Below are 26,293 nucleotides of genomic sequence, written 5' to 3' on the forward strand. Positions count from 1 at the left end.
CGACCAAAGCGCACGCACCTTCGACTGGCGGCCCAGCGCATGCTATCCTTCGGTCCAATTTTGGCGTTAAAGCAGGCGCAATGAACATGACCTTTCGCAATGACGCCCTGCGCGACCAGCGTGCAAAAATGCTGGCGGCGGCGCCGGACTGGCGCGCCTCCGACGCCCGCGTCAATCCGCGCGTGGCGATCGGCTCGATCATCGCGATGTGGCTGCTCTACTTCCTGATAACGACCGGGCTCGGGCTGCTCACCGGCGTTCCAGAACAATGGCCGTCGGCGGCGCGGCGCGGCCTCGTCGTCGTCGCGGGCATATTGTGCACCTTCGTCCTCTACCAGCTGCTCCAGCGCGCGCAGCCGCAAAGCTTTGGCGCCCGCCTTGCCGCGGCGCTCGGCGCCGCGGTGCCGCTCGTTATCGTCTATGCTTCGGTCAATCTGCTCGTTTTCTACTACTGGTTCCCGGTGTCCGAGGCGGCAAAGATCATCGAGGAAATGCAGGCGAAATACCCCGGCGCCTGGGAAACCGTGCTGATCCTTGACAGCTCGATCCGCTGGTATTTCTTCTTCGCGGTATGGGCGGCGCTCTACGTCGCCTTTGGCTATGCCAGCGAAATGCAGGCGGTCGAACGACGCGCCAATCATTTCCGGCTCGAGGCGAAGAATGCTCAGCTGCGCGCGCTCCATTATCAGGTCAATCCGCACTTCCTGTTCAACACGCTCAATTCGCTGTCGGCGCTCGTGATGCGCGGGTCGAAAAGCGAGGCCGAGACGATGATCATGAACCTGTCGTCCTTCCTGCGCTCCAGCCTTGCGATCGATCCCGAGCAGTTGGTCAGCCTCGACGAAGAAATCGCGCTGCAACGCCTGTATCTCGACATCGAACAAACGCGCTTCCCCGACCGCTTGCAGGTCGAGGTCACAATGCCCGACGAGTTGAAAAATGCCTGCGTCCCGGTGCTGATCCTGCAACCGATAATCGAGAATGCGATCAAATATGGCGTTGCGCCGACCAAGGGAAAAATTGCAATCCGCCTGCACGCCAGCGCCGAATATGGGCTTCTCGTATTGCGCATCGACAATGACATCGACGCCAACGCGCCGGCCCCGGCGTCGGGCACTGGTCTCGGCCTTGGCAATGTTCGCGAGCGATTGTTGACGCGCTACGGCCCGACCGCCGGATGCGAATGGGGGCCGTCGGACGAGGGGGGCTTCGTCGTATCGCTGTGGCTGCCGCTGGCCCGGGAGACATGCCCATGATCCAGACGCTTCGCACCCTCATCGTCGATGACGAACCGCTCGCCATCGAGCGCTTGCAAATCCTGACTGGACAGCAAGACGGGGTATCGCTGGTCGGCACCGCCAGTGACGGCGCCTCGGCGCTCCGCCTGGTCGATGCGCTCGCACCTGATCTCGTCCTCTGCGACATCGCAATGCCTGATCTCAACGGGCTCGAGGTTGCTGCCGCAATCGACCGCCTCGACAACCCGCCTGCGGTGATTTTTGTCACCGCTTTCGATCAATATGCCGTCGCCGCCTTCGATGTTGCGGCGGTCGATTATCTGCTCAAACCAGTGTCACCCGATCGCCTCGCTCGCGCACTGACCCGCGTGCGCGAATGGCGCGCGACCGAAAGGACGCCGAGCCACCAGAGCAAATGGATCAACGAATTCTGGGTCCAGAACCGCGGTGAAATGCTGCGTATCGACGCCGGTCAGGTCGACCTGATCGAGGCCGAGCGCGATTACATGCGGCTCCACGTCGGCGCGCGCAGCTGGCTGATCCACCAGACGATCAAATCGCTCGAAGCCCGGATGAACCCCGATCAGTTCATGCGCATCCACCGCTCGAAAATGGTGCGCCGCGACGGCATCGTCGGGCTGAAACATCATGGTGACGGCGCGTGGAGTGTCGACCTGGGCGAAGGTGGCGTCCACCGCGTCGGCCGCACCTATCTGCACGACGTCAAGGCGATCATGCACGCCTGAATCAGAAAGGCGGCCATGCCGTCGGGGCATGACCGCCTCTCTTTCTCGCTGCTTGCACCGTCAGGGTGCTGCGACGACAATCGTCTGCCCACGATCGGCAAACCGAGCGCCGTCGCCGTTGAACAGACTTGCCAGCTTAACGTCTGCATCGGCCATCGTCGCCTTCTCGCAATTCTGAGCCCGTGCGAGGTCATTCAGTGTCATGCGGTAATTCGGGCGGCTGTTGCACACGGTCCGCACGGCCGACTTGACGCGCGAATTGAGTCGCTCGCGCCCTTCGACGCTCGCCAGATTCAAGTCGTTGTAGCGCACAACCACGGTGCGCCGCTCGCCGTCGTCTGCAGCCGCGGCTGCGGCAGGTACGCTCAGGCCGATACACGCCACCGGCGCGCTCAGCAGGATCAGGGATAATTTCGCCATGGGGGAGTCCTCTCTTGGGGGATGATGCGGGACACGAGGGCTCTGGACCGGGGAGACCAGGGCCCCCGCATCCCGCAAGACGGTGATACCCCCTAGACGTCATCGGAATCGCGTTTGGATCGATCGGCGCAAACGGCGGCTCGATTACCGGACGAAAGCCGTTAATCCATCGACGAACGGACGGCTGACAGGCAATTTCATGACGTCGAGCTTGCTTCCGACGCCCGCTCATGGCCAAATTGCGGCATGTCAAAGAAATTATCTTTCGCCGCGAGTCGGCACAGCGGCGTGCGGCTGTTCCGCTGGTCCGTGCTGACGCTTGCAGGGGTCGCCGGCGGAATGATTCTTGGTGAGATGGTAGTCGGAACAAGATTGGGCGGCAGAATGGGCGAACCTGCGACCTTTTCGCACCTCAGCGCCAACCCCGACGCGGCGGTTGGGCCCGCGGTCATTGCCGCGCCGTGCCTCGATTGCCGCGACAGCTACGGCGTCGCAGCCCGTCTGCGCGCCGACCGCGAAAACCGGATGAGCGATGAATTTCGTGAACTGGGCGCGGTGGACCTCGATCCCCCCGCGCCGAGCGAACCCGACGACGGCTATCGCTATGGCGGCCGTTTTCCCGACCCGCCCCCGCGCGAGTCGAACAGACGAATGCCGGACGTGCGGCTCGTTTCCGCCGGCACGGCGGACGAAAAGCCGCCCGTCGCGGAAATGTCGGCGCTACCGACCGAATATTGACCTATTAACGCGGCTGCGGCGCGACCGGCTTGGCGCAACGCGTTGTGTCACCCGCCTTGCACGCCGCGGCATCGGCCTCCCACTTCATCCGTTCCTCAGCCGACATCGCGGCGACGCGCGCCTTTTCGGCTTCATAGACCGCGGTTTCCTCCGCGAACTCGCTTTGGTCGTGCGCGACCTGTTGCGCCGCTGCCGACACTTCCTGTTCGTAAGTCGTCGTCGAAGTCTCTCCTTCAATCTAAAGTGATGGCCGTCCAACGCATGTCCCGAAGGCGCGTTCCCGCTAGCGAATTGACCTCGGCAAGCACAGGGGGCATGCTCGCCCGCCGCACCTTGTCCGATCGGACGTTGATTTGCCAGCATCGCCGAAACACCCGCTCAATCGCCCGGTCTTTTTCACCTCGCTCGTCGTGCTGCTCGCCGCGGTGATCCTCAGCCTGTGGCAGGGCGCCGCCGTCCTTTCCGCCGAAACCGCGATCAACGACTGGATCCTGCGCCACTTCTCCCCGCTGTTCGCCTGGGCCGGGCTCGCCTTTCTGGCGCTGCTCGCGGGCATTTCGATTTCGCCGCTCGGCCGACGGATCATAGGCGGCGCCGAGGCAAAGCCCATCCTGACCCGCTGGCGCTGGTTCGCGGTCACGCTATGCACGACCATCGCGACCGGCATCCTGTTCTGGGGTGCCGCCGAACCGCTGTTCCACCTCAACGATCCGCCCGCGATGCTGGGGCTACAGCCCGGCAGCAACGCCGCCGCGACCTTCGCGATGTCGACGATGTTCCTGCACTGGACGCTGACGCCCTATGCCATTTACACCGTCGCGGGACTGGCCTTCGCGCTCGTCTATTACAACCGCCGCGAACCGTTCAGCCTGTCGTCGCTGTTCGTCCCGCTCCTCGGCCAACGCGCACACGGCCCGGTCGGCACCGGCATCGACATCATCTGCCTCTATGCGCTCGTCGCCGGCATGGCCGCCTCGATGGGCGCCGGCATCCTCGCGCTCGCGGGCGGGATCGAAGGGATCGGCGGCTTCGCCGGCGGCACCCCGCTGCGCTGGGCGATCGCCGCGGCGATCGTTGGCAGCTTCCTGATCTCCGCCGCGACCGGTCTGCAAAAGGGCATCGCGGGCCTATCGGTGCTAAACACTTGGCTTTTCTTCGCAATTATCGCATTCGTCCTCATCGCCGGCCCCACCGCCCACATGTTCGACCTCACGCTACGCGGCACCTTCGACTACTTCCAAACCTTCATCCCCCGCAACCTTGGCCTTGACGTCGATGTGGGCTGGCACCGGCAATGGACAATCTTCAACTGGGCCAACTGGTTCGCGTGGGCGCCCGTCACCGCGCTGTTCCTTGGCCGTCTCGCTGTCGGCTACAGCGTCCGCGCCTTCATCCTCTACAATCTGATCCTGCCGTCCCTATTCGGCGCAGTGTGGATGACCGCGATTGCGGGTGCAACGCTCGCGCTCGACCAGCAAAGCGGCGCCAGCCTTTATGCGATCCTGACCGCGAAGGGACCCGATCCGGTACTGTTCCGCCTGTTCAGCGCACTGGGTGGCGGCCCCGGCGTCGCGGCGGTCGTTCTGTTTGCGATCTTCCTGTCGTATGTCGCGGGCGCCGACGCCAATGTCTCGGCGATGAGCGCGCTGTCGACGCGTGGCATCACCCCCGACGCGCCCGAAGCGCCGATTGGCGTCCAGGCGGTGTGGGGCATCACCGTCGGGCTAGTCGCGCTGGTACTGGTCGCGAGCGGCGGCATCGACGGCATCCGCATGATGTCGGTGCTCGGCGGCTTTCCCGCACTGTTCGTGATCATCGGCGCCGCGCTGTCGCTGACCGTAATGGCGGTACGGGGACGGCACGAAGCCGCCCCCGCCCCATCCTGAGAAGGCGCCTCAGGGTTTACCAGATTTTGGTGCGATCCTCAGGCTTCAGATAATATTTCGCGCCCGCCTGCACGCTGAACGCCTTGTACCACGCATCGACGTTACGCACCGGCCCAATGATACGCCAGCGCGCTGGGCTGTGCGGATCGCTCGCTACCTGCTGCTTAACCGCATCCTCGCGCTGCTTCGTTCGCCATGCTTGCGCGAACGCCAGGAAAAAGCGCTGATCGCCGGTCAGTCCGTCGAGCACCGGGGCAGGCTTGCCGCCCAGCGACCGAAGATAGGCGTCATAAGCGACCTCCAACCCCGCCAGATCGGCGATATTCTCACCCATCGTCAGGTCGGGATTGATGAACGCGCCGGGAGCGGCTTCATAGGTCGCATATTGCGCGCCGAACGCTTTGGCCTGCGCGTCGAAACGCGCTGCGTCCTCGGGCGTCCACCAGTCGCGCACCGCGCCTTCGGCATCGATCTTGCGGCCCTGATCGTCGAAGCCGTGGGTGATCTCATGGCCGATCACCGCGCCGATCGCGCCGTAATTGACCGCATCATCGACGCTTTCGCTGAAATAGGGCGCCTGTAAAATGCCCGCCGGGAAAACGATCTTGTTCTCCAGCCCGCCATTATAGGCGTTCACTTCCTGCGGGTTCATCGCCCATTTCTTGCGATCGACCGGCTTGTTCAGGTCACCCAGAGCATAGGCATATTCGAACGCCGAGCTGCGCTTCACATTGCCGTAAAGGTCGGCGGGATCGATTTTCAGCGCCGCATAGTCGCGCCATTTGTCGGGATAGCCGACCATCACATCCATTTTCGCGAGCTTCGCCAGCGCCGCGTCCTTGGTCGCTGGCGCCATCCAGCTGTTGGCGCGAATGCGGTCGCCCATCGCGAGCTTGAGGTTGGTGACCAGCACCTCCATCTTCGCCTTCGCGCTCGCCGGGAAATATTGCTTCGAGTAAGTCTCACCGACCAGTTCGCCGAGGCTGCCATCGACCAATGTCAGCCCGCGCTTCCACCGCGGGCGCAGTTCGGACACGCCGCTCAGCGCCTTCGAATATTCGAACCGGCTGTCGACGAACGGCTTGGACAGATAGGGCGCCGCATTGTCGGCGACGTGGAACTGCTGCCACAGCTTGATCGTGCCGAGCGGAGTTCTGGCATAAAGCGCCGCGATATCGCGTACCGCGGTTTTCTCATTGACGATGATGCGCTTCTGCGGCGCAATTCCGGCGCCGGCGAACCATGCGGCCCAGTCGAGCCCGGGTGCATAGGCAGCGAGCTCGTCCGACGACATCGGATTGTTGATTTTGCCGATATCACGGCGGTCGGCGATCGCCCAGCTGACCTTCGCAATCTCGGTCTCGAACGCCAGCACCGCGTCGGCCGCCTTTTCGGGGTGGGCATCTCCGACCATCTTCATCGTCCGCGCAATATAGGCGCGGTACGCATCGCGCTGCGGTTTGAAGCTATCGCTGAGATAATAATCGCGCTCAGGCAGGCCAAGTCCCGCCTGTCCCAACCACAGCACATTGACCGTCGGGTCGGAGGTGTCGGCATAAGGCCCGCCGCTGACTATCGACGCGCCGAACGTGCCCTGCGTGCTGCCCATGAAGCGCGCCATGTCGGCTTTGTCCTCGATCGCGGCGACGGCAGTAATGTCGGCGAGCAGCGGCTTGACGCCGAGCGCCTCGACCCGTGCTTCGTCCATGAAACTTTGATACAGCCCACCGACCTGACTCGTTGCCGACGCCCCGGCAACAACCGCGCGCAGCTGCCGCTGGGTCAGGTTATAGACATCGTAATCGACCCCCGCCGACGCCTGATCCGACGGAATCTCGGTGCGCGCGAACCAGCCGCCATTGGCGTGCTTGTCGAAATCGTCGCCGGGCTTCACCGTCGTGTCGCGCGCGGCCAGGTCGACGCCCCATTTGCCAAAGGTCAGCGCTTTCAGCGATTCCGTCTCGGCGCCCGACGCGACCTCGTCGCCAGCCGCGGTCAGCAAAGCAACTCGCCCCGTTTCACTTGCCAGCGCTGGTGCGCCAACCAACATCGCAGCAATCGCAAGGCTCGCAGCGGCTCCAAAAAATTTGGTCATTCCCCAGTCTCCCTGATGTTCCCCGCAACGCCCCAACGGGGCGAAGGCATGTTCGACTTGTCCCCCTGTGACGCCAAGCGGTCAAGCGAGCCATCCGACGCTTGGTCGAAGCGCCCGGTATGTTGGTGGAAAGGGTGCCCGCCGCGTCTCGCATTGCGGCGCGGCTCTGGCCACCCTATCTAGGGCCCAACCGCGCAAAACCGCACTTGCGCCTCAAGAACAAATCTGGAACATGCATCTCCCATGAGTCTGACCCATATTTCCGTGCGCGGTGCGCGCGAGCACAACCTTAAGGGCGTCAACGTCGACCTGCCGCGTGACGCGCTGGTTGTCATCACCGGTCTGTCGGGTTCGGGCAAATCGAGCCTCGCGTTCGATACCATCTATGCCGAGGGGCAGCGGCGGTACGTGGAATCGCTCAGCGCCTATGCTCGCCAGTTCCTTGAGATGATGCAGAAACCCGATGTCGAACATATCGACGGCTTGTCACCGGCGATCAGCATCGAGCAGAAGACAACGTCGCGCAATCCGCGCTCGACCGTCGCGACGGTGACCGAAATCTATGACTATATGCGCCTGCTGTGGGCGCGCGTCGGCATCCCCTATTCGCCCGCCACCGGCGAGCCGATTTCGGCGCAGACGGTCAGCCAGATGGTCGACCGGGTGATGCAATTGCCCGAAGGCACGCGCGCCTATCTGCTCGCCCCCGTCGTGCGCGGGCGCAAGGGCGAGTATAAGAAAGAGCTCGCGCAGTGGCAGAAGGACGGCTTCACGCGCGTCCGCATCGACGGCGAGTTTTACGAGATCGGCGAGGCGCCGGCGCTCGACAAGAAATACAAGCATGACATCGAGGTTGTTGTCGATCGCATAGCGGTGCGCGAAGGGCTTGGTACGCGGCTCGCCGACAGTTTCGAGACTGCGCTGAAGCTGGCCGAGGGGCTGGCCTATGTCGATCTCGCCGATGGTCCGGTTCCGGGGCGCGCGGAAGAGGATAGCGGCGGCGCGATGAAGGGCGCGGGCATCCCCGCAAACCGCCTGATCTTCTCCGAGAAATTCGCTTGTCCGGTCAGCGGCTTCACGATCGCCGAGATCGAACCGCGGCTGTTCAGCTTCAACGCCCCGCAGGGCGCCTGTCCCGCGTGCGATGGCCTCGGCGAGCGGCAGGAATTCGACCCCGACCTCGTCGTCCCCAACCATGCGTTGAGCCTGAAGAAAGGCGCGGTCGTGCCGTGGGCGAAATCGAACCCACCCTCGCCTTATTATATGCAGGTGCTCGAAAGCCTCGGCAAAGCCTATGGTTTCGAGCTGACGACGCCGTGGCAGGACCTGCCCGGCGAAGTGCAGCTGGTGATCCTCTATGGCAGCGGTGGCAAGCCGGTGGAGCTGACCTTCAAGGACGGACGCCGCAGCTACACGACGCACAAGGCGTTCGAGGGCGTCATCGGTAACCTTAACCGCCGCCTGCTCCAGACCGAAAGCGCGTGGATGCGCGAGGAATTGAGCAAGTACCAGACTCCGCAGCCGTGCGAGACGTGCCACGGGGCGCGGCTGCGCCCCGAACCGCTGGCGGTGAAGATCGCGGGTGAGGACATCAGCATGTCGGCGCAGCGCAGCGTCGCCGATGCTCTCGCGTGGTTCGGGACGCTCGAAGAGAAGCTGAACGACACCCAGCGCCAGATCGCCAAGGCGATCCTGAAAGAGATCAACGAACGGCTCGGCTTCCTCAACAATGTCGGGCTCGATTACCTCAACCTCAACCGCACGAGCGGGACGCTCAGCGGCGGCGAGAGCCAGCGCATCCGCCTCGCCTCGCAAATCGGTTCGGGCCTCTCGGGCGTGCTCTACGTCCTCGACGAACCGAGCATAGGGCTCCACCAGCGCGACAACGACCGGCTGCTTGCGACGCTCAAACGCCTGCGCGACCTCGGCAACACGGTGATCGTCGTCGAGCACGACGAGGATGCCATCCGCCACGCCGACTACATCGTCGACATGGGGCCCGGCGCCGGCGAGCACGGCGGCGAGATCGTCGCCGAGGGGACGCTTGAGGAAGTGCTGAAAAGCGACAAGAGCCTGACCGCCGCCTATCTCAATGGCACCAAACGCATCGAGATTCCCAAGCATCGCCGCAAGGGCAATGGTTTCGACCTCGTGCTCAAGGGCGCACGTGCCAACAACCTCAACAATGTCACCGCCAAGATCCCGCTCGGCACCTTCACCTGCGTCACCGGCCTGTCGGGCAGCGGCAAGTCGAGCCTGATCATCGATACGCTCTATGCCAGCGCGGCGCGCGTGCTCAACGGCGCACGGATGATCGCGGGGCCGCACGACAGCCTGAAGGGGCTGGAGCATTGCGACAAGGTGATCGACATCGACCAATCGCCGATCGGCCGCACCCCGCGCAGCAACCCCGCGACCTACACTGGCGCCTTCACGATCATCCGCGACTGGTTCGCGGGGCTGCCCGAAAGCCAGGCGCGCGGGTACAAGCCGGGGCGGTTTAGCTTCAACGTCAAGGGCGGGCGCTGCGAGACCTGCACCGGCGACGGGCTGATCAAGATCGAGATGCACTTCCTGCCCGACGTCTATGTGACGTGCGAGACGTGCCACGGCAAACGCTACAACCGCGAAACGCTCGAGGTGAAGTTCAAGGGCCACAGCATCGCCGACGTGCTCGACATGACGGTCGAGGATGCGACCGAGTTCTTCAAGGCGGTGCCGTCGATCCGCGAGAAGATGGCGATGCTGGTGCGCGTCGGGCTGGGCTATATCAAGGTCGGGCAGCAGGCGACGACACTGTCAGGCGGCGAGGCGCAGCGCGTCAAGCTGGCCAAGGAACTGTCGCGGCGCTCGACCGGGCAGACGCTGTATATCCTCGACGAGCCGACCACCGGGCTGCATTTCGAAGATGTCCGCAAGCTACTCGAAGTGCTGCAGGCGCTGGTCGAGCAGGGCAATAGCGTGATCGTGATCGAGCATAATCTGGATGTCATCAAGACCGCCGATTACATCCTCGACCTCGGCCCCGAAGGCGGGGTCAAGGGCGGCGAGATCGTCGCGAGCGGAACGCCCGAACAGGTCGCGAAGAACCCGCGGAGTTTCACCGGACAGTATCTGGCACCGATGATGACATAAATCCCCCCCCCCCGCTTGCGGGCGGGGGACTCCTCAATGCCACACCGCCGACAGCGGGTAGAGCGCGATCAGCCACACGAGGCAGCCCATCACAGCGCGCCGGTCTTTTACCGCGATCGCCAGCAGCGCGACGGGGAAGAAGGACCAGGCGATGATGAAGGCGCGTATGCTGGTCGGGGCGGGCAATCCGTCAAGCCAGATGACGACGGCCATCAAAGCGACATTGGACAGAAACACGCCGCCGATCACCTTGCGCCGGTGCTGGTCGAAATGGGCGTTGAGATCGCCCCATCCTTCCGGATCGTCGGGGAAGACGAGCGATGCGGCGACATAATAGATGGCGGTGACGATGAAGCCGCAGAACAGTACCGGCCAGTTCAGCGGCAGCGCGTCGCGCACGGCCCAGCCGTACATCCAGAAGGTGACGACGTCGCACGACACGAACAGCCCGAGCAGCGCGGTCGGCCAGCCGATGCGGACGCGGTGGCTGGCCTTGAGCGCGCGCGCCAGCCCGCCGAGCCCTTCGGCCAGCGCGAGGCCGAGGATCAGCCCGAACAGCGAAAAGATGAATTCAAACCCGCTCATAGGCCCCCCGGCTCAAGCCCCTCCCTGCAGCGAAGGGTTTGGGGAAGGTCTTTCGCCTTCCCCGTGTCGGGACACATGCCCTCCCCCGCTCCATCCCGCAAGCGGGTGGCGAGGTTTGCCCTAGACCGCCGTTTCCTCCGCCGGGTCGTTCGCCGCAACTTCGCGTGCTATCGCCTTGGTGTGGACCAGCGACACCCGCGTTCCCGGCGCCTTGTCGGTAACAGTGATTTCGGCGCCGAGCTGTTTGGCGAGCGCCTGGACGATGCGGGTGCCGAGGCCGGCCTGCGAGTCGTCGCCGGTTTCGGGGATGCCAACGCCGTCGTCGCTTACCGACAGCGTCCAGTCATCGCCCTTTGCCGCGTAGCCGACGATGACATGGCCCTGGCGCCCTTCGGGGAAAGCATGCTTCAGCGCATTGATCACCAGTTCGGTGACGACCAGCCCGATGCTGACCGACATGTCGCCGCCGACCGACACCGGATCGACCGCGGTGGTCAGCGTCAGCTGCTCGCGGTCATAGATCATCGATGCGCCAATACTGGCGCACAGCTGCGCCAGATAGGGTTCAAGCTCAACCTGCCCGCCGTCCGAATGCGCGAGGTGGCGTTGCAGGGTCGCGATCGACATCACGCGTTGATGGGCGTCGCTCAGATGGCCGCGCGCCTCTTTCGACTGCACCTTGCGTGCGCTTTGCATTAGGATGCTGGCGATGATCTGCAAGCTGTTGGCGACGCGGTGCTGCATTTCGTGGAGCAGCGCCGCATTGTCGAGGACCAGGCTTTTCTGTCGCTTTTCGCTGGCGCGCACGTCGGTGACGTCGATGACGGTGACCAGCATCCGCGCCTGCTCGCTATCGCCATAGTCGAGCCGCTGCGCTTTTACGACGACGCAGCGCGTCGCCCCGGCGCTGGTGTCGATCTCCATCTCATAGGCTTCGACCTCGGCATGGCCCGACAAGGTTGCATCGATCAGCGAATGGAGCCGCGGCAGGTCCCAGTGATGATGGTCGAGGTCGTACAACCGCATACCGGTGACGGTGTTGGGGTCGATGCCGAACGCGGCGCAGAAACTGTCGCTCGCCGCGACGACCGCCAGCTTCTCGTCGAGTAGCAGCAGCGGCGCGTCGGACGCGAGGACGACCGCCAACCCAAGGGTGCGGCCGAGATTGATCGGATGTGGTGGGGCAGCCATGCGGCGCGCCTTCCCGGTCAGCCCGGACCGCGGAACGCGGCCTTGTCGGCAACCTGTCGCCGGGCATCGAGTCGGCCTTATCGCCGACGGTCGCCCCTGATCGCACAGGATAGCATGACGGCGCGGCGGCACGCGTATGAAATCGGCGGGGCGCAGCCCACGTTGCGGCAGGATGAGCCACAGTTCAGTAAAGTTCAGCCTTACGCGCCGGTGTCCTTCGTGAATCTGCAGGCGAACGGGATTCCAAGGCAATTGAAGCCCGGGGAATGAAGCTTGCAGAAATCGGGTATCCCAAGATATGAAAAATTTAGCCTGTATCTTTCTAGATTAAGAGTGGCGGGGCTCGCGTCTCTACGCCTCCTGGGTAATCATGACACTTCCATGACACTCCCTGTCACAAACACGTCACACAAAACCCCCAAATGGCGCTCAGCGAGTCGCCGCGGGGGTGGCGGCTTGGTTCGGTAACGACCCCCATCAACAGGATTTTCCATGGCTCAGAAATTCGCGCCCCGCACCCTTGGCGTCGTTGGCGCCGCCGTGTGCGCGCTGGCGCTTTCCGCCTGTCAGGATCAGGCTTCGTCGGGTGGCGGCGCGCGCGATTATATCAGCGCGGTCGGTTCCTCGACCGTCTATCCCTTTGCCACCGCGGTCGGTGAAAAGTTCGCCGAAGCGACGGGCAACAAGACGCCGAAGATCGACAGCACCGGCACCGGTGGCGGCTTTGAACGCTTCTGTTCGGGCGTCGGCGGCGACACCCCCGACATCGCCAACGCATCGCGCCGGATCAAAAAGAAGGAATTCGACACCTGCGCCAAGAATGGCGTGAAGGACATCGTCGAAGTCCAGATCGGCATCGACGGCATCGCGCTGGGCGAAGCGACGCGCGGCCCCGGCTTCAAGCTGACCGAAGAAGATGTGTACAAGGCGCTGGCCGCCAACCCCTATGGCAAGCCCAACACCGCCAAGACGTGGAAAGACGTCAACCCGGCGCTGCCCGCCGTCGCCATTTCGGTGTTCGGCCCGCCGTCGACCAGCGGTACCTATGACGCGTTCAAGGAGCTGATCCTGGGCCGCGGTTGCGATGCGAATCCCGAGATGAAGGCGCTGAAGGACAGCGACAAGGACAAGCACGAAGCGACCTGTACCGCGCTGCGCGGTGCGCCCTTCTATGTCGAGCAGGGCGAGAATGATCATCTCATCATCTCGAAGCTCGACAAGAACCCGACCAGCCTGGGCATCTTTGGTTTTTCGTATCTCGATGCGAACAAGGACAAGATCAAGGCCGTCCCGGTACAGGGCGTTTCGCCGACCTATGCCGCGATCGCCGACGGCAGCTATCCGGGTTCGCGTCCGCTGTTCATCTATATCAAGAAGGCGCATGTCGGCGTCGTCCCGGGGCTGGCCGAATATGTCGCCGAGTTCCTGAAGGGCGCGGGCGAAGGCGGCTATCTCAACGCCAAGGGCTTGATCGTGTCGCCGAAGGACATCGCCGCGACCGCGGCGGCGAACGGCGCCGGCATGACGGTGCTCGACGGTTCGGTGCTGAAGTAAGTTTCCCCCCCGCTGGTGACCGGGGCGGGTTCCGATCTGCGCCGGTCACCGGTTTTTGGACCCGCCTACCCGCCTACCCGCCTACCCGCCTACCCGCGTTCGCCGTACCCATCATCCGTTCGCGCTGAGCTTGTCGAAGCACTGTCCTTCCTTTCTTCAAGGCAAGAACGGCCCTTCGACAAGCTCAGGGCGAACGAATTGTAAGTTGGCCCCATTACCGAGGACCAAGTGACCTTCAACGCCGCCGCCCTGTTGCTGTTGATCGCCGGCCTCGCGCTGATCGGCTGGATTGCCGGTCGGCAGCGGTCGAACCTGTTGGCGGGGCGCGCGGGGACCAAGCTCCATTCGCGCCCGCAATATCATGGCTGGTACGTCGCGCTGTGGCTGTTCGCACCCGCCGCGCTGTTTCTGGCAGTGTGGTCGTCGGTGTCGCCAGGCCTGATCACCAATCAGGTCCTGGCAAGCGACGCGGCGCAATCCCTGCCCGCCTTTGGTTTCGAGCGCGGCGCGATACTGTCCGACGCGCGCAGCGTCGCGCTGGGGCAGCAGGAGCGCGTGCGGCTGCCCGCCGCGGCGCCGCTGGTCCAGCCCTATGCCGACGCGGCGCATCAATATGCGTGGATCGGCATCGCGGCGATGCTGGCGCTGGCGCTGGCGGGTGGGCTGTACGCCTTCACGCGGATCAAACCCGATTTCCGCGCGCGGACGCGGGTCGAGCGGATCGTCATGGCGTTCCTGCTGCTCGCGTCGCTCGTCGCAATCCTGACCACCTTTGGCATCGTGCTGTCGCTCTTGTTCGAATCGATCCGCTTCTTCCAGCTGGTATCGCCGATGGAGCTGTTGTTCGGGACCAACTGGGCGCCGCAGAGCGGGGCGCCGGTCGACGATACCTTCGGCGGCATTCCGCTGTTCTGGGGCACGGTGCTGATCGGTGCGATCATCGCGATGATTGTCGCCATTCCCATTGGCATGATGACCGCGGTGTACCTGACCCAATATGCCGCGCCGGTCGTGCGCCGCTGGGTCAAGCCGATCCTGGAGATTTTGGCCGGGGTGCCGACCGTCGTGTACGGCTATTTCGCCGCGCTGACCGTCGCCCCAGCCTTGCGCGAATTTGCGGTGATGCTGGGCATTCCCAACGCATCGACCGAAAGCGCGCTGGCGGCGGGCATCGTGATGGGGGTGATGATCATCCCGTTCGTGTCATCGATGGCCGACGACAGCATCAACGCGGTGCCGCAGGCGATGCGCGACGGATCGCTGGCGCTGGGCGCGACCCCGAACGAGACGATCCGCCAGGTGCTGATCCCCGCCGCCTTGCCCGGCGTGATGGGCGGCATATTGCTCGCGGTCAGCCGCGCGATCGGCGAGACGATGATCGTGGTGATGGCCGCCGGCCTGTCGGCGAACCTGACCGCCAACCCCTTTGCCAGCGTCACCACGGTGACCGCGCAGATCGTCAAACTGCTGACCGGCGACCAGGAATTCGACAGCGCCAAGACGCTCGCCGCCTTTGCGCTGGGGCTGGTGCTGTTCGTCGTCACCCTGCTGCTCAACATCGCCGCGCTGCGGATCGTGAAGAAGTATCGCGAAGCTTATGAATAAGCCCACCAATCCCACCGACTGGAAAGGCGCGGCGATGCAGAAACGCATCGCGGGCCGCTACGCCGCCGAACGCCGCTTCCGGCTGATCGGGCTGGGCGCGGTGCTGTTGTCGGGTGCGTTCCTGGCGTTCCTGCTGTTCGTGATGGTCGGCAATGGCGCGCGCGGCTTTACCTATACCAATGTCGCGGTGCCGATCGATTTCAAGGCGATGCCGCTGACGATCGACAAGGCGCGGCTGAGCGATGCCGACGCCGATCAGGTGATCGCGAGCGCCGGGCTGGCCGACATCGTCGCCTTTGCCGCCGACGAGGCGCTGGGCGACGGCGGGTCCGAGCTGATTTCCGAGAACGCGTGGAAAGAAGTGCGCAGCGCGATCAAGGACGACCCCGAATTGCTGGACGGCAACACGGTGTTCGAACTGCCGACCGCGAGCGCGGTCGACATGGCGGCGAAGGACGGCGCGGCGGGCGCGCTGGGGGCGCAGGTCGCGGCGCTGGAGCAGGACGGCAAGCTGTCGACGGGCATCCACTGGCCGTTCTTCAAGAATGCCGATGCGACCGATCCCGCGGTGGCGGGAATCTGGGGGGCGCTGAAAGGGTCGGTGCTGACGATCTTCATCGCCTTCCTGATCGCGTTCCCGACCGGGGTGCTCGCGGCGCTGTATCTGGAAGAATATGCGGCGAAGAACCGCTGGACCGACCTGATCGAGGTGTCGATCAACAATCTGGCTGCGGTGCCGTCGATCATCTTTGGCCTGCTCGCGCTCGCGGTGTTCATCAACTGGTTCGGGATCTGCCAGGCGAGCCCGCTCGTCGGCGGGCTGACGCTGGCGCTGATGACGATGCCGGTGATCGTGATCGCCAGCCGCAATGCGATCAAATCGGTGCCGCCGTCGATCCGCGATGCGGCGCTGGGCGTCGGCGCGAGCCCGGTGCAGGTGGTGTTCCACCATGTCTTGCCGCTCGCCCTGCCCGGCATCCTGACCGGCACGATCATCGGAATGGCGCGCGCGCTGGGCGAGACCGCGCCGCTGCTGCTGATCGGCATGCGCGCCTTTATCGGCGACGTCCCGGGCGGTATCTGTTCGCCTTCCACCGTGCTGCCGATGCAGATCTTTCTCTGGTCGGACGAAGTCGACCGGGGCTTTGTCGAGAAAACCTCCGCCGCGATCATCGTGCTGCTTGTCGTGCTGCTGTCGATGAACGCCTTTGCGATCTATCTTCGCAACAAATTCGAACAACGCTGGTGACCATGACCCAAGACGATCTAACCATCACCGATCCCAAGATGCGCGCGCAGGGAGTCGACGTCTTTTACGGCGACAAACAGGCGATCAACAATGTGTCGATCGACGTCGGCACCGACCTGGTCACCGCGTTCATCGGCCCGTCGGGCTGCGGCAAGTCGACCTTCCTGCGCTCGCTGAACCGGATGAACGACACCGTCGCGAGCGCCAAGGTGACCGGCCGGATCGAACTCGATGGCGAGGACATTTACGCGCCGTCGATGGACGTCGTGCAGCTGCGCGCGCGCGTCGGCATGGTGTTCCAGAAACCGAACCCCTTCCCCAAGTCGATCTATGACAACGTCGGCTACGGCCCGCGTATCCACGGACTCGCGCCGTCAAAGCCTGACCTGGATGTCATCGTCGAGCGCGCGCTGGTGCGTGCCGGGCTTTGGGACGAGGTCAAGGACCGCCTGCTCGAAAGCGGCACCGCGCTGTCGGGCGGGCAGCAGCAGCGCCTATGCATCGCGCGCGCGATTGCGGTCGATCCCGAAGTGATCCTGATGGACGAGCCCTGCTCGGCGCTCGACCCGATCGCGACGGCGAAGATCGAAGAGCTGATCCACGAACTGCGCGGCAAATTCGCGATCGTGATCGTCACGCACAACATGCAGCAGGCGGCCCGCGTGTCGCAGCGCACCGCCTTTTTCCACCTCGGGACGCTGGTCGAATATGGCAAGACCACCGACATCTTCACCAACCCGAAGCAGGACCGCACCAAAGACTATATCACCGGCCGCTACGGCTGAGCCCAGCGACCGAACAAGGACGAAGTAGATGGCAGTAGTCAACGATCACACCGTCAAGGCTTTCGACGAAGACCTCAACCGCCTGCGCGGGCTGATCAGCGAAATGGGCGGCCGCGCCGAACAGGCGCTGCTCCAGGCGATGACCGCGCTCCACAAGGGCGACCTCGACCTCGCGGCGCAGGTCGTGCGCGACGACAAGAAGATCGACGCGCTGGAAAGCGAAGTCGAGCAGCTGGCGGTGCAGACGATTGCCCTCCGGGCGCCGATGGCCGACGATTTGCGCGAAATGATCGCGGCGCTGAAAATCGTCTCGGTCGTCGAACGCATCGGCGATTATGCGAAGAATATCGCCAAGCGCGTCGCGCTGATGGATCAGACGCGATCGATTGAGGCGATCCCGCTGCTGATGTCGATGTCGTCGATCGTCGCCGAGCTGATCCACGACGCGCTCGACAGCTTTGCCGCGCGCGACGCCGAACTCGCGGTGCGGGTGACCGTCCGCGACAAGAATGTCGATGATTTCTACAACAGCATCTTTCGCACGCTCGTCACCTTCATGATGGAGAATCCGAAATATATTTCGGAAAGCGCGCACCTGCTCTTCGTCGCCAAGAACCTCGAGCGCATGGGCGACCATGCGACCAACATCGCCGAGATGGTCTATTATGTCGTCACCGGCGAACATATGGAGGAACGCGAGCGCGGCGAGCAACCCGAAGATGGCGCCGCGGAGCAGGAGCAAGGCTGATGCCGCAACCCGACCTGCTGCTGATCGAGGATGACGAGGCAATCGCCGAACTCATCGTCTGGCATTTCGCACGCGAGGGCTTTTCGGTCCGGCAAACGCCCGACGGCGAACAGGCGCTGGTGCTGGTCGAGGAGCGCGTCCCCGACATCGTCCTGCTCGACTGGATGATTGAAAGCCTGCCTGGCATCGAGGTGTGCCGCCGCCTGCGCCGCAATCCCAAATCGGCGAATGTCCCGATCATCATGCTGACGGCGCGCGGCGAGGAAGAAGACCGCATCCGCGGGCTGGAAACCGGCGCCGACGATTATGTCACCAAACCGTTCAGCCCGCGCGAACTGGTCGCGCGCGTGTCGGCAGTGCTCCGCCGCCTACGCCCCGCGCTGGCGGGTGAATTGCTAACCTATGCCGACATCGAGCTGGACTCGGTGGCGCACAAGGTCATCCGCAACGGCCAGACGGTCGCGATGGGGCCAACCGAATTCCGCCTGTTGCGCCATTTCATGGAACATCCGGGCCGCGTCTTTTCGCGCGGCCAGTTGCTCGACAGCGTGTGGGGCCAGGACAGCGACATCGAACTCAGGACGGTCGATGTGCATATCCGACGTCTGCGCAAGGCGATCAACCTGCCGGGGACGACGGATATTATCCGCACGGTGCGGTCGGCGGGCTATGCGCTGGATTCGGGGAAGAGCGGCTGACCCGATCGGGCGTCATTTTGCTGGAGCGGGGAGCAGATATTTGAGGCCGCGCGTAATGCCGCGCGGCGCGACGGTGAAATGGTCTTCATCGTTCAACACCTCCACTTCCATGCGCAGCGACGGATAATTGCGCGACCGCAAGGCGCGATCCATGTTCCTGGTATCCGTCACCATATTGACGTCTTTGGCATAGCGCGGGTCGCCCGGTCGCATTTCCTCATATTCGCCGATATACATATAAATGCGCGCCGGCAGGTCGTCGTGCTTTGCGGCATAAGCCTTTTCCCGGGCCGCCATATGATGGCGATCGTACCAGAAGGACGAGCTGCCGAGGATATAGCCGTCGAAAAGCCGCGGATCGCTGAATAAAATCTCGCTGCCCAGAAGTGCCCCATAGGAGTGGCCAAGGAAAAGCCGCCGGCGTTCATCGGTCCGGTAACGATCGGCCACAAAGGGCAAAACCTGGTCGCGGATATAAGCGGCGTAAGCGGCTGCCTGTCCGTGTACCGCGCCGGCGGGCGCGGTGCTGGGTCCGTTCGGTGTCGGCGTATAATCGCGCCGCCGGCTTTGCATTCCGCCCTCTCCCTTCGCGTAAGAGAGGCCAATCAATATAAACTCTTCGACGGTCGGCCGCTCGACGTTAAGCCGCCGGGCGATCTGCTTGATCAGCGGAAAGGCATAATCGGCATCGGTGACATAGAGGACCGGGTATCGGCGCTGGGGATGCTCGCCATAGGATGGCGGCAGCGCGACGAACACCTGATACACACGACCGGAAACAGGATCGGCGACATTCCAGACCTCGGTGCCGGCGACTTCGTAAGGCAGTCCCTCGCCGCGCTGGACGGAAGCGAAGGATTTGTTGGAAGCCGCTGACTGCCTGCTGGCAGCATCGGAACAGCTCGCCAGCAGCAGGCTGGCCAAGGCGCCGAACAAAAGCCCTCTGATCAATCTTATGCTCCGTAAGGACAATCGGACACTTGCGACCCAATCACCGCGCCGCGCCGCGATTTGGTGGAGGCTCCATAATCTTTCAGCGCATTGAAGGAAGGGAATTTCTGTATCGGTTCGGTGCCGGCTAGAGTTGATTGCTCGCGTGCGGCCCGAATTCCAGGTTAATATTCGACTATGATCCGCACCCTGTCGGCGCTGACGCCGGCAGCGCGCGCGATCTGTTCGCGGCTGCGATCGACCAGTTCCTGGAATCCCTCGGGCGCAGTATCGTCGAGCAGGTCAGCGGTCGGGACACCGAGGATGGCAGCAAGTTTGGCCATGCGGCCACGCGTGGGGCGCGCCCGCCCCTTTTCCCAGCTTGAGACCGACGGCGCGCTGACGCCCATGCGTTTGGCGACTTCGCCCTGGTTGAGCCCGGCCTTGGTGCGGAACCGCTGCAAGCGGCCGCCAAAGCCTTCGTCGATCACCGGTGCAGCGCGAGCTTCGTCGATGCCGGGTGCCGGGGCGATGGCTTGCGGTAGTTCGGGCGCCGGGGCAACGGCGCTCTTGAGTTCCACGGCACTCAGCGTTGCCGGCGAAACAGGGCCTTCGAACTGGCAACCAAAAAGCCGTCCGCTGGCCCAAATGACGACCGCCGTTATGTCGCCCGCATGCGGAAGCTCGATTTCGATCCTGTCACAGGCCGCCAGCTTGATGTCACTTTCGAACAGCAGGCCTGTCCCCGAGATATTGTGGATCTGTACCTCGACGCCGGTGCCATCATGCTGCAAGCCCTTGGCAAGCAGACTGAGTTTTCGGCGCGCGTCCTGACGTTGGTCAGTGCTGGACGACGATGGAAGAAAATGTCCAAAAACAGGCATAGGCGATTGTTGGCGCTCGCCCGTTAAAAGAAGGTTAGCGAGGGCAGCGAAAGACGAAGCCCGCTATGAAATATTGTGATTTTGCCCCAGGGAGCGGGGCGGAGGCAGGCAACGGTCAGAAGTGGACGTGTCTTAACTCGTCACCCTGAACTTGCTTCAGGGTCCATGGCCTGCCGTTTCCTTCGGCGCTGCACGGGATTAACGCTCAGGCCAGGGATGCTGAAACAGGTTCAGCATGACGAAATTGGATGACAGCAATTCACCCGAAGGAGCCGTCCGATCAAAAATCGATCTGTGTCCGCAGCCCAAACGTATCCGCCGTATAATCCCGGTCCCCGGACGCCGTTGCGATGCGGGCGTTGTCGATCCATAGCTTGCCGTAATTGGCGGTGATGCGGATATAATCGATCGGCGCCCACACCAGCCCGATCAGCGCCGCCTGTTGCCGCCCGCCGACGATCGCGCCGTCGCTGAGGTCGAGATGGTCGTAGCGCGCGTTGACTTCGATCGCGCCGATGCCGCCGGCGGTGATCGGTTTCGACGGTTTCAGCCGGTCGAACGCACCGTCCTTATACCCGCGCGCATCGCCGCCGGTCAGCACCATGCCAATCTCGGCATAGCCGCCGAAGAAGGTCGGGTCGGCGGCGGCGGAGCGCTTGACGGTTTGCCAATAGGCCTCGCCCGCCGCGTGGAACGGACCGGCGAGGACGGCGCCTTCGAGGCCCAGGCCGCGCTCGCTGGAATAGTCGAGCAATCCGGTGTCGACGAGGCGGACGTCGGTTGTGTGAACAAAAGGGCGCGCGCGATAGCGGTTCGTCGCGGCGGGGTCGCCCGGATCGCGGTAATGCGCCGATGCGCCGAGGTGCAGCTGCGTATTGCCGAACTTCGGCATGAAGACGACGCGGCCATCGACGCTCATGCTGTGGTTGCTGTCGGTGAGGTCGGCGGCATTGTCGCCGAACACCCCTCCCTGCAGTACCAGCGCCTTCCCCTTATATTGCGCCGAAAGTCCGACGCGGCGCTCGAAACCGAACGCCGACACAAACGCCGCGCGCTCCATCGTGCTGGTAAAAAGGTCGCTCGTCATGTCGTCGAGACCGGTGAAGGGTTTGATCTGACCGGCCGTCACCGACAGCGGACCGGTGCCATAGGTCATATAGACGTCGGTCAGTTCGACGCTGCTGTTCGCGATGTCGGCCTCGACACGATAGGAAAAGCCGCCGGGGATCTTGCCGTCGACGCCGAGGTAGACGCGGCGGAACTCGGTTGCGGTGCCGCCGCGGAGGCCGGTGACACCCGCCGGCGCGTCGATGCCCGCCAGATCGAGCTGGATGCGACCGCGCGGCTTGAAGCTCCAGCCGTCGGCGGTCTTGATCTCGGGCGCCCCCTTCCAGCTGATCTCGGTCGCGGGCTTGGCGGTCACAGAGGGCGGCGGCGTGGGGGCGGGAGCAGATGCCGGCTGCGCCGTCGCGGCATCGAGCCGCGTTTCGAGCGTCTGCACCTGCGCTTTCAGCGCGGCGAGTTCGGCGCGCAGCTGCGCCGCTTCCTCGGAGGTCATCGCTTGAGCGCCCGCCGCGGTCGGCAGGCTGAACATCGACGTCGCCAGCAGGGCTGCGGTCAGGGCGTGGCGCATGAGGGATTTGCTCCGTTGCGAAAGGTTACAATCTGACGGCGCTGCTATGACGCTTAAGTGACAGATGCACGTCATTTGCATGACATTTTTGTTTCACCTGTCGTTTTTCCCTTCCTCTTGCCAGCGGGGTGCGAACGGCTAAGGACGTTCCAGTTTTTTCGGGCAACCTTTTACCGGGCAGCCCCCATCAGGAGACCATCATGACGATCAAATTTGACGGGCGCGTTGCTATTGTTACCGGCGCCGGCGGCGGCCTCGGCCGCGCCTATGCGCTCGAACTCGCACGGCGCGGCGCCAAGGTCGTGGTCAACGATCTGGGCGGATCGCGCGACGGCACCGGCCATTCGGACGCCGCATTGCAGGTCGTCGAGGAAATCCGCGCCGCGGGCGGCACCGCGATCTCGAACGGCGGCAGCGTCACCGAATATGAGCAGATGGTCGAAATGGTGGCCAAGGCGAAGGAAGAATGGGGCGGCGTCCATGTCCTGATCAACAACGCCGGCATCCTGCGCGACAAGAGCTTCGCCAAGATGGAGCCCGCCGATTTCGACCTGGTGCTGAAGGTGCATGTCAGCGGCAGCGCGAACGTCACCAAGGCGTGTTGGGACCTGATGCGCGAGCAGGCCTATGGCCGCATCCTGATGACCGCGTCGTCGACCGGCCTGTACGGCAATTTCGGCCAGGCCAATTATGGCGCGGCGAAGCTCGGCCTCGCGGGGCTGACCAAAACGCTTCATCTCGAAGGCGCCAAGTATAACATCCGCTGCAACACGATCGCGCCGGTCGCGGGCACGCGGATGACCGAAGATATTTTCCCCGCCGAACTGTTCGAGAAATTCACGCCCGATAATGTCGTCCCTGCGGCGCTCTATCTGGTCAGCGAAGATGCGCCGACTAATATGATCATTGGCGCGGGCGCGGGCGCGTATCACGCCGCTTATGTCACCATGACCCCGGGTGTTGCGCTACCCGAAGGCGAGCGGACGCCCGAGGGCGTTGCTGCGGCGTGGGAGAAGATCATCGATCGTCAGGGCGAAATCGTGCCGCAGTCGGGCAGCGAACAGTCGATGAATGTCATGAAGGCGTTGATGGCGCTGGGTTGAGGCGTCTCGATCATCCCTGTGGCGCAGCCATGGGAAGGTGGCAGCGGCGAAGCCGCTGACCGAGGGGTAAGGGCGCGACGTCGCCGCCCCTCCACCACCGCTTTGCGGCGGGCCCCCTCACATCGCTGCGCGACAGGGAAGATAGAGCGGGCGCCGTACTGTATTGACACAGCAACACTCCTATGCCATAGCCGTGCTGGGGCAAGGGGATCGATCTGATAAGGACGACCCCGATGTATAGTGAAAGCGACCTGCAAACTGCGGTCGATGCGAAGGTTTTGACACCGGAGGCCGCCACGGCGTTCCGGTCGCACATCGCGTCGGTCCGTTCTACCCCCGGTGCGGACGAGGAGTCCTTCCGCCTGATCACCGGTTTCAACGATATTTTCGTCAGCATCGCGGCGGTCATCCTGCTCGTCGCGGTGGCGTGGATCGGCCAGTCGATCCACACCGCGCTCGGCGGCGCATTCGTCGCTTTGTCGGCATGGTTCCTCGCCGAATATTTCACCCGCAAACGCCGCATGGCGCTGCCCAGCATCGTGCTGGTGCTTGCCTTTTCGGGCGGGGTGTTCGCGACCATGGTCGGCTTCGGGGTGGAGCATGGCGAAGCGATTTTCGGCAACAATCCTGGCGAGACCGTCGGCGCGATCATCATCGGATCGATGGCGCTGATCACCGCCGCAGCAACCTGGGCTCACTGGCGCCGCTTCAAGGTGCCAATCACCGTCGCTGCCGGCACCGCCGCGCTCGCCGCGACCGCGGTGGCGCTGGTGCTGTCGATAACCGGCATGCCCGACCACCCCGACGCGCTGGTCATGTCGCTGGTGCTGACCGCCGGCGTCGGCGTCTTCGCGCTCGCGATGTGGTGGGACCGCAGCGACCGGGTGCGCCAGACTCGGCGCAGCGACGTCGCCTTTTGGCTCCACCTGCTCGCCGCGCCGATGATCGCACATCCGATCTTCCACCTGCTCGGCGTCACCGACGGCAGCGACATCGGTAGCGGCGCGGCGGTGATGGTCGTCGGCATCTATGTGGTGTTCGGGCTGATCGCGCTGGCAATCGACCGCCGCGCGTTGCTGGTGTCCGCCCTTGCTTATGTGTTGTTTGCGCTAACCCAGCTGTTTCGCGAATTTGGTGCGGTCGAGCTCAACGTCGCACTCACCGCATTCGTGATCGGTTCGGCGCTGCTGCTGCTCTCGGCCTTCTGGCAGAATGCCCGCGCGGTAGTCGTCGGGTTGCTGCCCGACAATCTTGCGAACCAACTGCCCGCCACGACGCGGTCGGTCAGTCTCCAACCAGCTTCATAAGTTTGCGTTCGACGGGGGCGAGCACGTTCGCGAGCTCGTCCCCACGCTTCAAGATCGCCCCGGCTTCGGAGACCAAGGCCCACATGCCTTGCCTGCTCCGCAAGGCGGGGCGTTTTTCGATGCGATATTCGGGGCGCTCGGCGGCGCGGCGAAAGGCCGAGAAGATTGCGGCGTCGCGGTGGAAATCCATCGCGTAATCACGCCAATGTCCCGCCGCCACCATGCGGCCATAGAGGTCGAGGATGCGCATCAGTTCGGGGCGGTCGAAACCGGTCTGCTGCGAAATGGCCCTATTCGCGAACGGCAAGGGCGTCACCGTACCCATCAGGCGCTTTTCCGACTCCCCTTGCGCCGCGGCGCTTCCTCTTCACTCGCGGCGTCGCGTTCAGCGATCAGCGCCGCGAGCTGTTTCTGCATCTGCTCGAGCTGGCACTGGAGCAATTCGACCTTTTGCGTCGCGGGATCGAATGTCTCGTTGCACGTGCCATAAGGCACGAATTCACGCGCATATTCGGCGGCATCGACAAGAGTCGAACGCGCCGGGATGCCGACCATTACCGCCCCCTCGGGCACATCCTTGGTAACCACCGCATTGGCGCCGATGCGCGCGCGCGGATTCACGGTGATCGGGCCAAGGATCTGCGCGCCCGAGCCGACGATGACATCGTCGGCCAGCGTCGGGTGCCGCTTTCCCGCAACGCCATTGGCGGGATCGGTGCCGCCCAGCGTCACGCACTGATAGATGGTGACATTATCCCCGATCTCCGCGGTCTCGCCGATTACGGTAAAGCCATGATCGATGAACAGGTGGCGCCCGATTTTGGCACCGGGATGAATGTCGATCGCGGTCATCCAGCGAGACAGATGATTGACGAAGCGCGCTAGGAAGAACAATCGCGCCTCGAACAGCCAATGCGCGATGCGGTGCATGCCAACCGCGACAAGTCCCGGGTAGAGGAGAATTTCCCAACGCGACCGCGGCGCGGGGTCGCGCGCCTTGATCGAATCGAGATAGGCAACCAGCCCGTTGAACATATACTGTCCCCTGCGACCCTATTTTGTACCGGACAAGATAGATGTTCGGGCAGCGCATTTCCACCCCCGGCGTGCTTTTATCGTCAGCGGCCGATCAGACCGAGCCGCAGCAGCAGCAAGCCCTCGCTCCGCCAGCGCCGTTCGCCGTCGTTCTGGGCGATAGCTGCCGCCCAGTGGTCGAGCATTAGTAGCGCCTTGTTTCCATTGAACGATACGCGCGCCGGCAGCTGCAGATTACGCGCTGCGGCGAACAAATGCTGCGCATCGACCGCGCTTTCCTGAAGCACTGCCCCCCACAACAGTCCCCAGCGCGTGCCGCCGCTTGCCGGTCCGCCCGACAGCCCGAACAGCGCCCCGCCGAACGCGACAGCGGCGGCGCGGCGGCCGGCTACATCCTCGGCCAGCAGCATCGCCTCGGATGCATCGACGAGCGCATCTAGCCCGCCCTGCCCGGCCCATGTCGCGGTCAGTTGGGCGAGCAAGGGTTCGCCCTTGGGCAAGCCATCGGGATCGCGCGCCAGCATCGCGGCCATGTCGCGCCACCAGGCGAGCTTGATCTGCCCGATCAAGGGTTCGCGCGTATCGATCAGGAGCAAGGTCAGCCGTTCGGCGAATGCCCATAGCGTCGACAACGCCGCGCGCCGTTCGCGCGGCACGGCCACCAAGACGCGCGGATCGCGGATATCGGGGTAAAGACTGGTTTCGGGGGCTTTGTCGGTGGCCATGCG

Annotated in this window: 24 protein-coding genes; 13 read left to right on the forward strand and 11 right to left on the reverse strand. The window is 63.8% G+C overall.

What is annotated here, in order from left to right:
• Window positions 1-80: 80 nt before the first annotated feature.
• On the forward strand, window positions 81-1,256 hold the full coding sequence (locus tag IPF76_RS17780; RefSeq protein WP_293846723.1) for a histidine kinase: 1,176 nt from the start codon (window positions 81-83) through the stop codon (window positions 1,254-1,256).
• Entirely contained in the window at window positions 1,253-1,984 is a 732-nt protein-coding gene (locus IPF76_RS17785) for a LytTR family DNA-binding domain-containing protein (protein ID WP_293846725.1), read from the forward strand. Before IPF76_RS17780 ends, IPF76_RS17785 begins: the two co-directional genes overlap by 4 nt.
• Window positions 1,985-2,044: 60 nt before the next feature.
• On the opposite strand, the gene IPF76_RS17790 is transcribed toward IPF76_RS17785, so the two are convergent.
• Window positions 2,045-2,404 carry a UrcA family protein gene (locus tag IPF76_RS17790; protein WP_293846727.1) on the reverse strand — a complete coding sequence of 120 codons (360 nt, stop codon included), beginning with the start codon at window positions 2,402-2,404 and terminating at the stop codon, window positions 2,045-2,047.
• A gap of 384 nt (window positions 2,405-2,788) precedes the next feature.
• Here IPF76_RS17790 and IPF76_RS17795 point away from each other — a divergent pair, with 384 nt between their 5' ends.
• Window positions 2,789-3,142 (forward strand): hypothetical protein, encoded by a 354-nt coding sequence (locus tag IPF76_RS17795; protein WP_293846729.1) that lies wholly within the window; start codon window positions 2,789-2,791, stop codon window positions 3,140-3,142.
• 4 nt (window positions 3,143-3,146) lie between these two features.
• On the opposite strand, the gene IPF76_RS17800 is transcribed toward IPF76_RS17795, so the two are convergent.
• A complete protein-coding gene (locus tag IPF76_RS17800) occupies window positions 3,147-3,341 on the reverse strand; it encodes a hypothetical protein (RefSeq protein WP_293846731.1) in 195 nt (64 codons plus the stop codon).
• Window positions 3,342-3,495: 154 nt separating this feature from the next.
• Between IPF76_RS17800 and IPF76_RS17805 the strand changes: the two genes are divergently transcribed.
• Window positions 3,496-5,028 (forward strand): BCCT family transporter, encoded by a 1,533-nt coding sequence (locus IPF76_RS17805; RefSeq protein ID WP_293846733.1) that lies wholly within the window; start codon window positions 3,496-3,498, stop codon window positions 5,026-5,028.
• Between the two features lie 16 nt (window positions 5,029-5,044).
• Here the strand turns inward: IPF76_RS17805 and IPF76_RS17810 are convergent, their stop codons facing one another.
• Window positions 5,045-7,123: a M13 family metallopeptidase gene (locus IPF76_RS17810; RefSeq protein WP_293846735.1), complete on the reverse strand. Its 2,079-nt coding sequence runs from the start codon at window positions 7,121-7,123 to the stop codon at window positions 5,045-5,047.
• A gap of 243 nt (window positions 7,124-7,366) precedes the next feature.
• On the opposite strand from IPF76_RS17810, the gene uvrA reads away from it, so the two are divergent.
• Complete coding sequence (gene uvrA, locus IPF76_RS17815) at window positions 7,367-10,258, forward strand: excinuclease ABC subunit UvrA (RefSeq protein ID WP_293846737.1); 2,892 nt, start codon at window positions 7,367-7,369, stop codon at window positions 10,256-10,258.
• A gap of 33 nt (window positions 10,259-10,291) precedes the next feature.
• On the opposite strand, the gene IPF76_RS17820 is transcribed toward uvrA, so the two are convergent.
• The gene (locus tag IPF76_RS17820) at window positions 10,292-10,843 is read right to left on the reverse strand and encodes a hypothetical protein (RefSeq protein ID WP_293846738.1); all 552 of its coding nucleotides are present in this window, start codon (window positions 10,841-10,843) and stop codon (window positions 10,292-10,294) included.
• Window positions 10,844-10,963: 120 nt separating this feature from the next.
• Complete coding sequence (locus IPF76_RS17825) at window positions 10,964-12,034, reverse strand: histidine kinase dimerization/phosphoacceptor domain -containing protein (RefSeq protein ID WP_293846740.1); 1,071 nt, start codon at window positions 12,032-12,034, stop codon at window positions 10,964-10,966.
• A gap of 492 nt (window positions 12,035-12,526) precedes the next feature.
• Between IPF76_RS17825 and IPF76_RS17830 the strand changes: the two genes are divergently transcribed.
• From IPF76_RS17830 to phoB, 6 genes are all read left to right on the forward strand, one after another.
• Window positions 12,527-13,588, forward strand: coding sequence for a substrate-binding domain-containing protein (locus tag IPF76_RS17830; protein ID WP_293846742.1), 1,062 nt, complete (start codon window positions 12,527-12,529; stop codon window positions 13,586-13,588).
• A 228-nt stretch (window positions 13,589-13,816) separates the two neighbouring features.
• Window positions 13,817-15,193: a phosphate ABC transporter permease subunit PstC gene (gene pstC / locus IPF76_RS17835; protein ID WP_293846744.1), complete on the forward strand. Its 1,377-nt coding sequence runs from the start codon at window positions 13,817-13,819 to the stop codon at window positions 15,191-15,193.
• The gene (gene pstA, locus IPF76_RS17840) at window positions 15,186-16,442 is read left to right on the forward strand and encodes a phosphate ABC transporter permease PstA (protein ID WP_293846746.1); all 1,257 of its coding nucleotides are present in this window, start codon (window positions 15,186-15,188) and stop codon (window positions 16,440-16,442) included. The genes pstC and pstA overlap by 8 nt, the downstream gene beginning before the upstream one ends.
• Before the next feature lie 2 nt (window positions 16,443-16,444).
• Window positions 16,445-17,227, forward strand: a complete 783-nt coding sequence (gene pstB / locus IPF76_RS17845) for a phosphate ABC transporter ATP-binding protein PstB (protein WP_293846748.1) — start codon at window positions 16,445-16,447, stop codon at window positions 17,225-17,227.
• Window positions 17,228-17,255: 28 nt separating this feature from the next.
• Window positions 17,256-17,975, forward strand: coding sequence for a phosphate signaling complex protein PhoU (gene phoU / locus IPF76_RS17850; RefSeq protein WP_088441636.1), 720 nt, complete (start codon window positions 17,256-17,258; stop codon window positions 17,973-17,975).
• A complete protein-coding gene (gene phoB, locus IPF76_RS17855) occupies window positions 17,975-18,673 on the forward strand; it encodes a phosphate regulon transcriptional regulator PhoB (protein ID WP_293846750.1) in 699 nt (232 codons plus the stop codon). The genes phoU and phoB overlap by 1 nt, the downstream gene beginning before the upstream one ends.
• Window positions 18,674-18,685: 12 nt before the next feature.
• Here phoB and IPF76_RS17860 read toward each other — a convergent pair whose 3' ends face one another.
• From IPF76_RS17860 to IPF76_RS17870, 3 genes are all read right to left on the reverse strand, one after another.
• Window positions 18,686-19,624: an alpha/beta hydrolase-fold protein gene (locus IPF76_RS17860; protein WP_293846752.1), complete on the reverse strand. Its 939-nt coding sequence runs from the start codon at window positions 19,622-19,624 to the stop codon at window positions 18,686-18,688.
• A gap of 164 nt (window positions 19,625-19,788) precedes the next feature.
• On the reverse strand, window positions 19,789-20,487 hold the full coding sequence (locus IPF76_RS17865; RefSeq protein ID WP_293846754.1) for a helix-turn-helix domain-containing protein: 699 nt from the start codon (window positions 20,485-20,487) through the stop codon (window positions 19,789-19,791).
• 280 nt (window positions 20,488-20,767) lie between these two features.
• A complete protein-coding gene (locus IPF76_RS17870) occupies window positions 20,768-22,120 on the reverse strand; it encodes a porin (RefSeq protein ID WP_293846756.1) in 1,353 nt (450 codons plus the stop codon).
• 200 nt (window positions 22,121-22,320) lie between these two features.
• Here IPF76_RS17870 and IPF76_RS17875 point away from each other — a divergent pair, with 200 nt between their 5' ends.
• Together IPF76_RS17875 and IPF76_RS17880 are read left to right on the forward strand one after the other, a co-directional pair.
• The gene (locus IPF76_RS17875; RefSeq protein WP_293846758.1) at window positions 22,321-23,223 is read left to right on the forward strand and encodes an SDR family oxidoreductase; all 903 of its coding nucleotides are present in this window, start codon (window positions 22,321-22,323) and stop codon (window positions 23,221-23,223) included.
• A gap of 233 nt (window positions 23,224-23,456) precedes the next feature.
• Window positions 23,457-24,530, forward strand: a complete 1,074-nt coding sequence (locus tag IPF76_RS17880; RefSeq protein ID WP_293846760.1) for a hypothetical protein — start codon at window positions 23,457-23,459, stop codon at window positions 24,528-24,530.
• Here the strand turns inward: IPF76_RS17880 and IPF76_RS17885 are convergent.
• The 3 genes from IPF76_RS17885 to IPF76_RS17895 form a co-directional block, all read right to left on the reverse strand.
• On the reverse strand, window positions 24,508-24,855 hold the full coding sequence (locus IPF76_RS17885) for a DUF2794 domain-containing protein (RefSeq protein ID WP_293846762.1): 348 nt from the start codon (window positions 24,853-24,855) through the stop codon (window positions 24,508-24,510). The genes IPF76_RS17880 and IPF76_RS17885 overlap by 23 nt on opposite strands.
• Window positions 24,855-25,565, reverse strand: a complete 711-nt coding sequence (gene epsC / locus IPF76_RS17890) for a serine O-acetyltransferase EpsC (RefSeq protein ID WP_293846764.1) — start codon at window positions 25,563-25,565, stop codon at window positions 24,855-24,857. Before epsC ends, IPF76_RS17885 begins: the two co-directional genes overlap by 1 nt.
• Before the next feature lie 83 nt (window positions 25,566-25,648).
• The gene (locus IPF76_RS17895; protein WP_293846766.1) at window positions 25,649-26,290 is read right to left on the reverse strand and encodes a hypothetical protein; all 642 of its coding nucleotides are present in this window, start codon (window positions 26,288-26,290) and stop codon (window positions 25,649-25,651) included.
• Window positions 26,291-26,293 lie beyond the last annotated feature (3 nt).

It is taken from the genome of Sphingopyxis sp., from assembly GCF_016704835.1.
Classification (GTDB): Bacteria; Pseudomonadota; Alphaproteobacteria; order Sphingomonadales; family Sphingomonadaceae; genus Sphingopyxis.